At 72.0% G+C, this 7,138-nt stretch carries 5 protein-coding genes; all 5 read left to right on the plus strand.

Annotation, left to right across the window (positions count from 1 at the left end; all coding sequences use genetic code 11):
* Positions 1-332 precede the first annotated feature (332 nt).
* The 5 genes from ACZ573_RS11775 (at position 333) to ACZ573_RS11795 (ending at position 7,042) form a co-directional block, all read left to right on the plus strand.
* On the plus strand, positions 333-2,360 hold the full coding sequence (locus tag ACZ573_RS11775) for a hypothetical protein (protein ID WP_471302374.1): 2,028 nt from the start codon (positions 333-335) through the stop codon (positions 2,358-2,360).
* A gap of 92 nt (positions 2,361-2,452) precedes the next feature.
* Positions 2,453-3,979 carry a GT4 family glycosyltransferase PelF gene (gene pelF / locus ACZ573_RS11780; RefSeq protein WP_471302377.1) on the plus strand — a complete coding sequence of 509 codons (1,527 nt, stop codon included), beginning with the start codon at positions 2,453-2,455 and terminating at the stop codon, positions 3,977-3,979.
* The gene (locus ACZ573_RS11785; protein ID WP_471302381.1) at positions 3,976-5,544 is read left to right on the plus strand and encodes a hypothetical protein; all 1,569 of its coding nucleotides are present in this window, start codon (positions 3,976-3,978) and stop codon (positions 5,542-5,544) included. The genes pelF and ACZ573_RS11785 overlap by 4 nt, the downstream gene beginning before the upstream one ends.
* Positions 5,541-6,236, plus strand: a complete 696-nt coding sequence (locus tag ACZ573_RS11790) for a spherulation-specific family 4 protein (RefSeq protein WP_471302384.1) — start codon at positions 5,541-5,543, stop codon at positions 6,234-6,236. Before ACZ573_RS11785 ends, ACZ573_RS11790 begins: the two co-directional genes overlap by 4 nt.
* On the plus strand, positions 6,233-7,042 hold the full coding sequence (locus ACZ573_RS11795) for an endo alpha-1,4 polygalactosaminidase (protein ID WP_471302387.1): 810 nt from the start codon (positions 6,233-6,235) through the stop codon (positions 7,040-7,042). Before ACZ573_RS11790 ends, ACZ573_RS11795 begins: the two co-directional genes overlap by 4 nt.
* Positions 7,043-7,138: the final 96 nt, after the last annotated feature.

A 7,138-nucleotide genomic window follows, 5' to 3' on the forward strand; every position in this document is an offset into this window, starting at 1 on the left:
CGCTTCCGTTTGTGTGTGTGGGCCGAGTGGGTGGACGGCCATCCGTAGCGATCGTATTGGGGCCCGACGGCCGCCAGAAATGAGCCTACGCGTACGCGCTCGTCCGTACGTCACTCGAAGGTTTGGCAAGTTGTTCGATCAAGAGGCCGTCAGGTTCACCCATCTGTGGACTCTGCTCCAGGTTTGCCTCGTAGACCTGACGAGGTCCGAAAGACTCGGTCCACTCTCGCAAGGGGACGCGGGGTTCCTTTGCATGATTTCCACAGAGCCTCCCAGGCCCGGCCGTCCGCCAAGGGCCGTGTCGAGGGACGCCTGCGGGGGGAAAGGCCGAAATGGTCAACAAGAACCGGATGAACAGGGTCGCCGCGATGATGGCGGCAGCCGCCCTGGTGTCCGTGGCAGTACCCGCCGCGACCGCCCAGGCGGCCGTGACACCGCGCATCGACCTGAAGGTGCTGGTCGTCGACGACGGTGGCAGCTCGGTCGAGGCGATCACCGCGGAACTCCGCGACACGGGGGTGCCCTACACCCGCGTCCAGCTGGGCAGCAGCGGCCGCCCGGTCATCAACGCGGGCTTCCTCAGCGACACGGTGGACGGCCGTCCGCGCGCCAAGTACCAGGGTGTCGTCCTGCCGAACGAGAACCCGTTCGGCGAGGGCTCGGCCGAGATGGCCGCCCTCACCGCCTACGAGAGCGCCTACGGCATCCGCCAGGTCGACGCCTACACCTGGGCCCACCCCGGCGTCGGGCTGGAATACACCGACAACGGCGGCTACAGCGGCCAGCTCGACGGCACCCAGGCCGCCGTCACCACCGCCGGAAAGGCCGGCCCCTTCGCCTACCTCGGCGGCCAGGTCACCTTCGAGGACAACTCGGCCCTGGTCCCCGAGAGCTTCGGTTTCATGGGCAAGCCGCGCCCCGGCTACACCAGCTACGTCGACGCGCCCGTCGGCTCCGGCCGGGCCTCGCTCGTCGGCGAGTACGCGCACGACGGCCGCAGCGAACTGGTCGTCACCTTCGGCTACAACCAGTACCAGCAGCAGTTCCGGCTGCTCGCCCGCGGCATCGTCGACTGGCTGACCCAGGGGGTGCACCTCGGCCAGAGCCGCAACTACTTCGCGGTCCACGTCGACGACGTCTTCGCCCCCGACGCCCGCTGGAACAAGGACCTGAACTGCACGCCGGGCGACTACGCCTGCGCGGGCGGCGAGGGCAAGGAGAGCACCATCCGGATGAGCGCCGCCGACGCCGTGTACGCGGCGCAGTGGCAGACGTCGAAGAACTTCAAGCTCGACATGCTCTTCAACGGCGGTGCCGGGGAGGAGTGGAAGGCCGAGAACGGCGGCGTCGACGCGCTGACCGCCCAGCTCGTCGCCGACCGCGCCAAGTACCGGTGGATGAACCACACCTACACCCACCCGTTCCTCGGCTGCGTCCAGAACACCGCCGTCACCCCGTGGACCTGTACGAAGAACGCCGCGGGCGCGATCCAGTACATGAGCCGCGCCGAGATCTCCGCCCAGATCCGCGACAACAACAACTGGGCCGCCGCCAAGGGCATCACCACCGACAGGACCGAACTGGTCACCGGTGAGCACTCCGGCCTCAAGACCGCACCGCAGCAGCCCGTGGACAACCCCAACCTGGCCGGCGCCCTCGCCGACAACGGGGTCAAGTGGGCGGGCAGCGACAACTCCCGCGAATCCGCGCAGCGAGGGGTCGGCGCGGCCCTCACCGTCCCCCGGCACCCGATGAACGTGTACTACAACACGGGCACCAACGCCGAGATGGCCGACGAGTACAACTGGATCTACACCAGCCGCGCCCAGGGCGGAAGCGGCGTCTGCGAGGACAACCCGGCGACCTCCACCTGCCTGCCGGCCCCGCTGAACGTCAACACCGGCTACCTCGACACCATCGTCCCGGCCGAGGCCCGCACCGCCCTGCGCCACGTCCTGGCCAACGACCCGCGTCCGCACTACGTCCACCAGTCCAACCTCGCCGAGGACCGGACCCTCTACCCGGTGCTCAACCAGGTCCTCGACACCTACCGCGCCCTCTACGCCCCCAGCGCGCCGATCGTCAACCAGAGCATGAAGGACACCGGCGTCGAGTTCCAGCGCCGCGCCGCCTGGGACAAGGCCCTCGCGGACGGCAAGGTCACCGCCTACCGCATCGGCAACGACGTCACCATCAAGGCGCCCTCCGGGGTCGTCGCCCCGGTGACCGCCCCCACCGGCACCAAGAAGCAGCTGCTGCTCGGCACCGCCGACTTCGGCACCGCGTACGCCGGTACCCGCTCCACCTGGGCCGGTCCCGAGCTGCTCCAGAGCGCCGTCACGCTCAAGCTGCCCAGCTGACCGTCCCGCAAGCCACCACGAGTACCACCTAGCGCCGGCGCTCCGCGAACCCACGGGCGCCGGCCCCTTTTCCGTCCTGGGGGGCACACCGCATGAGTCATGGGCGTCACGTCACCATGCTCACCGAAGGCACCTATCCGCACGTCCACGGGGGCGTCAGCACCTGGTGCGACCAACTGGTACGAGGTATGCCGGAGGTCGACTTCAACGTCATAGCCCTGACCGGCTCCGGACGAGAGCCGGTCACCTGGGAACTGCCCCGCAACGTCTACCGGCACACCGCCTTCCCGCTCTGGGGGCCGCTCCCGTCCCGCATCCGCCGGTCGGCCCTGCGCGGCAAGGCCCACCGCCGCTTCACCGAGGTCTACGAGAGCTTCCTGCTCTCCCTGCTCGACCCCGGGCCCGGTCCCGCCCGGCACAGCTTCTCCGAGGCCCTGCGCGAACTGGCCGTCCTGGCCCGGGCCGGAAAACTCGCACCCGCCCTGCGCTCCGAATCGGTCCTGCGGCTGCTGATGACCGTATGGACCCGCCCCGGCCTCGTCACCGCCGAGGCCGGACCCACCATCCACGACGCGCTCACCGCCACCGACCTGCTGGAACACGCACTGCGCCCGCTCGGTGTCCGGATCCCGCCCGACAGCGTCGCGCACGCCGTCAGCAGCGGCCTCGCCACCCTCCCGGCCCTCGCCGCCAAATACCTCGACGGGGTCCCCTTCCTGCTCACCGAGCACGGCATCTACCTGCGCGAGCGCTACCTCGGCTACCGCAGCGCCGCCCAGCGCTGGCCCGTCAAGGCCCTCATGCTCGGCTTCTACCGCGAGCTCAACACCGAGGGCTACCGGCAGGCCGACCTGATCACCCCGTGCAACCAGTACAACCGCCGCTGGGAGGAGCGCGGAGGCGCCGATTCCGACCGCATCCGCACCGTCTACAACGGCGTCGACCCGCACGCGTTCCCCGAGGCCGGCCCCGAACCGGACGTGCCCACCCTCAGCTGGTGCGGCCGCATCGACCCGATCAAGGACCTCGAAACCCTCATCCGGGCCTACGCCTTCATGCGCGAGGAACTGCCCGCCCTGCGGCTGCGCCTCTTCGGCCCCGTCCCGGCCGGCTGCGAGGAGTACAAGCTCCGCCTGGAGAAGCTCGCCGCCGAACTCGGCGTGACCGACGGGATCACCTACGAGGGGCGCATCGAGCAGGTGGCCCAGGCCTACGCGGCCGGCAGCGTCGTCATGCTCTCCTCCATCAGCGAGGGCTTCCCCTTCAGCATCATCGAGGCCATGTCCTGCGGCCGCACCACCGTCTCCACCGACGTCGGCGGCGTCCGCGAGGCCGTCGGCGACACCGGCCTCGTCGTACCGCCGCGCGAGCCCGAGACCATGGCCCGCGCCACCCTCGCCCTGCTCCGCGACGACGAACGCCGCGCCGAGCTCGGCCGGATGTCCCGCAAGCGGGTCGTGGAGAAGTTCACCCTCCACCAGTCCGTGGACGGCTTCCGGCACATCTACCGTGAACTCGCCGGCCAGCCCGTCCTGCCCGTCCACGCGGGCGACGAATGGACCCAGCGGCTCGCCGACCCCTGGTACCGCGAACTCGCCGCCGACGGGAGCCTGTGGTGAGCGGATCCCTCTGGCTCAAGCCGCCCGGCTCCGGACCCGGTTCCGGCGCCGACACCCTCCCGGCCGTCCCACGGCCGCGCCGCGACGGCCCCGGTGCCGACGTCACCGCCGCCGACGCCGCCACCGACCCGATGGACGAACTCGCCGAGCGCCTCGACGTGTTCATCGCCTCCGCCGTCCATCCCGACGAGATCGCCGCCATCCTCGAATCCGACGGCATGACGGACGAGTACATCCGGCTCACCTACGGCCGGCACGACTCCTTCGCACTCGCCGAGGAGCTCTACGCCCGGGTGCCCCGCTCCTTCCCGGAGCCGGGCGCTGCCCCCGACCCCTGGAAGGTCTCCCTCACCGCCTGCCTGCTGCGCGGGGTGATCTTCGCCCTGCCCGGCCTGGCCTACCTGCTCGGCGCGCCCCTGCTCGAAGGCCCCCAGGACCGCCTCGGCCTGCCCGCCGGGACCCTGACCCTGCTCGCCGGCGCGCTCATCGGCTGGGTCTGGGACCAGACCCTGTCCCACCGGGCCTACTCCTGGCTCGGCCTCGGCGACCGGGGCGCCGCCGGGCGGACCCTGCTCGTCGGAGCCCCCGTCGGCGCCCTGCTGGGCACCGCCGCCGCACTGGCGGTACCCGGCGGGCCCCCGTTCTCCTACGCCTTCGCCGCCGGACAGGCCTTCTACGTCGGGGCCGCCACCGTCCTGCTGGTCCTCGGCCGGGAACGGGTCCTGCTCGCCGCACTCGCCCCGATGGCCGTCGGAGCCCTGCTCGCGCTCTTCGTCGACCTGCCCGTGCCGGTCCGCGTGACCCTGCTCGTGGTGTCCCTGCTGGCCGCCTGCACCCTGGCCCTGCGGGAACTCCCGCTGGCCGACGGATTCCGGACCGCCGTGCACCGGATCCGCACCTCGGCGGCCCGCCGCCCCGGCCAGGGCCCCGTGCGCTGGCAGATGCTGCGCGGCGCCGAGGAGGACTTCGCACCCCGCGGACCCAGGATCGGGGACTCGGTCCCCTACGGGGTCTTCGGCCTCGGCACCGGCCTGCTCGTGCTGTACGCCGCCCTCGGGGAGGTCCTCGCCGGAGGCCCCGCCGAGGCGGTCGCCGCCCCCTCGGCGGTGGCCCTCACCCTCAGCATGGGCCCGGCCGAATGGCTGCTCCACCGGTTCCGCAGCGGGAGCCTCTCCGGACTCCAGGGAGCCCGCTCGCCCCGGGCCTTCCGCCGGCGGATGCTCGCCACCCTGACCCGCTGCCTCGCCGTCTACCTGACCGTCCTGCTGGCCCTGGGCCTGGCCGGCACCCTGCTCTGGCCCGGCGCCCCCATGCTCACCGGAGTCCGGATCGCGACCCTGCTGCTGCTCGGGGCCGTCATGTGGACCGGGCTGCTCCTGCAGTCCTTCGGGGCGGTCCGGCCCGCGGCCGTGGTCTGCTCCTCGGCCGCCGTCGCCCAGAGCCTGGCCCTGCTGACCGGGCTCGGCCAGCCCCGGGCGGTCCAGCTGGTGGTGGCGGGCGCGGCCGCCGCCGTACTGGCCACCCTGGTCTGCCTGCTCCTCGGCCGCGCGACCGCCCACCGATGACGCACCATCCGTCCGAGAAGAAGGACCCCATGCTGCTGGTGCCCCTCTACGAGCATCCCGCCGACCGGCCGGAAGCCTGGGAGCGGCTCATCCGCTCCGCCGGCCGGCTGCACTCGGTGGTCCTCAACCCTGACAGCGGACCGGGGGCCGCCCGCGACGAACGGTTCGCCGTCGTCGCCGAACGGCTAGGCGAGGCCGGGGTACCCGTCCTCGGGTACGCCGACACCGACTACGGGCGGCGCCCGCACGCCGAGGTGGTGCAGGACCTGCTGCGCCACCGCGACTGGTACGCCACCGACGGGGCCTTCCTCGACCAGGCCTCCGCCGACCCCGAACTGCTCCCGCACTACGGGCGGCTCACGATCGCCGCCCGGGCCGCGGGCGCCCGTACCCTCGTCCTCAACCACGGGGTCCACCCGCACCCCGGTTACGCCGAACTCGCCGACCTGCTCGTCACCTTCGAGGGCCCCTGGGACGCCTACCGGGAGGCGGCCGCCGTACCGCCCTGGACCGCCGACCATCCGGCCCAGCGGTTCTGCCACCTCGTGTACGCCGTCCCGCCGGGCGCGCTGGCCGCCCGGCTCGCCGAGGAACTCGCCGCCGAACGCGGGGCCGGGGTGCACTGCGCCGTCCCGGGCAGCGGCGCGCACCCCTGGGGGACCCTCCCGTACGCCCTGGAGGCGGCGGGATGAGGAAACTCGCACTCCTGCTGGCCGTCCCCCTGCTGCTGCTCGCCGCGTGCACCACCGAGCCGGAACCGGAACGCGACGAGCTGTCGCCCGACCCGCCGCCGGGGCAGCGGTGGCAGCCGAAGCCGGGGGTCGGCTGGCAGTGGCAGCTCACCGGCAAGCTCGACACCTCGGTGAAGGCGGCCGTGTACGACGTCGACGGGTTCAACACCACCGAGGAGCAGCTGGCCACCCTGAAGAAGGACGGCCGCAAGACCATCTGCTACATCTCCACGGGCGCCTGGGAGGACTTCCGGCCGGACGCCGACGCCTTCCCGAAGGCACTGCTGGGCGAGGGCAACGGCTGGGAGGGCGAACGCTGGCTGGACATCCGGCGCCTGGCGGAACTGGAACCGCTGATGGGCAAGCGGTTCGACATGTGCAAGGCGAAGGGCTTCGACGCGGTGGAGCCGGACAACATGGACGGCTACGCCAACCGGTCCGGCTTCCCGCTGACCGCGGACGACCAGCTGAAGTACAACCGCCTGATCGCCCGGCTGGCGCACGACCGGGGCATGTCGGTGGGGCTGAAGAACGACCTGGACCAGATCCCGGAGCTGGTGGGCGACTTCGACTTCGCGGTCAACGAGCAGTGCGTGGAGTACGAGGAGTGCGACCGGTACGCGCCGTTCACCGACGCGGGCAAGGCGGTGTTCCACGTGGAGTACGAGGGCAAGCCGAAGCGCTGGTGCCCGCAGGCCCGTGCGGCGAAGCTGAGCTCGATGCAGAAACGGTACGACCTGGACGCGTGGCGCCAGACCTGCCCCTAGCCTCGCCGGCCACTTTGCAGCCCCGCCGGCGTTTGAGGCGCGGGTCCGGGCGGAGCCCGGTGCCCGGCGGAGCCGGGTTTCGTGGGGGTCCGCCCC

Source organism: Streptomyces sp. NPDC040545 (assembly GCF_055595065.1).

Coding starts and splice junctions, on each gene's coding strand:
- ACZ573_RS11775 (WP_471302374.1), top strand. CDS start 333: ATGGTCAACAAGAACCGGATGAACAGGGTCGCCGCGATGATGGCGGCA.
- pelF (WP_471302377.1), top strand. CDS start 2,453: ATGAGTCATGGGCGTCACGTCACCATGCTCACCGAAGGCACCTATCCG.
- ACZ573_RS11790 (WP_471302384.1), top strand. CDS start 5,541: ATGACGCACCATCCGTCCGAGAAGAAGGACCCCATGCTGCTGGTGCCC.
- ACZ573_RS11795 (WP_471302387.1), top strand. CDS start 6,233: ATGAGGAAACTCGCACTCCTGCTGGCCGTCCCCCTGCTGCTGCTCGCC.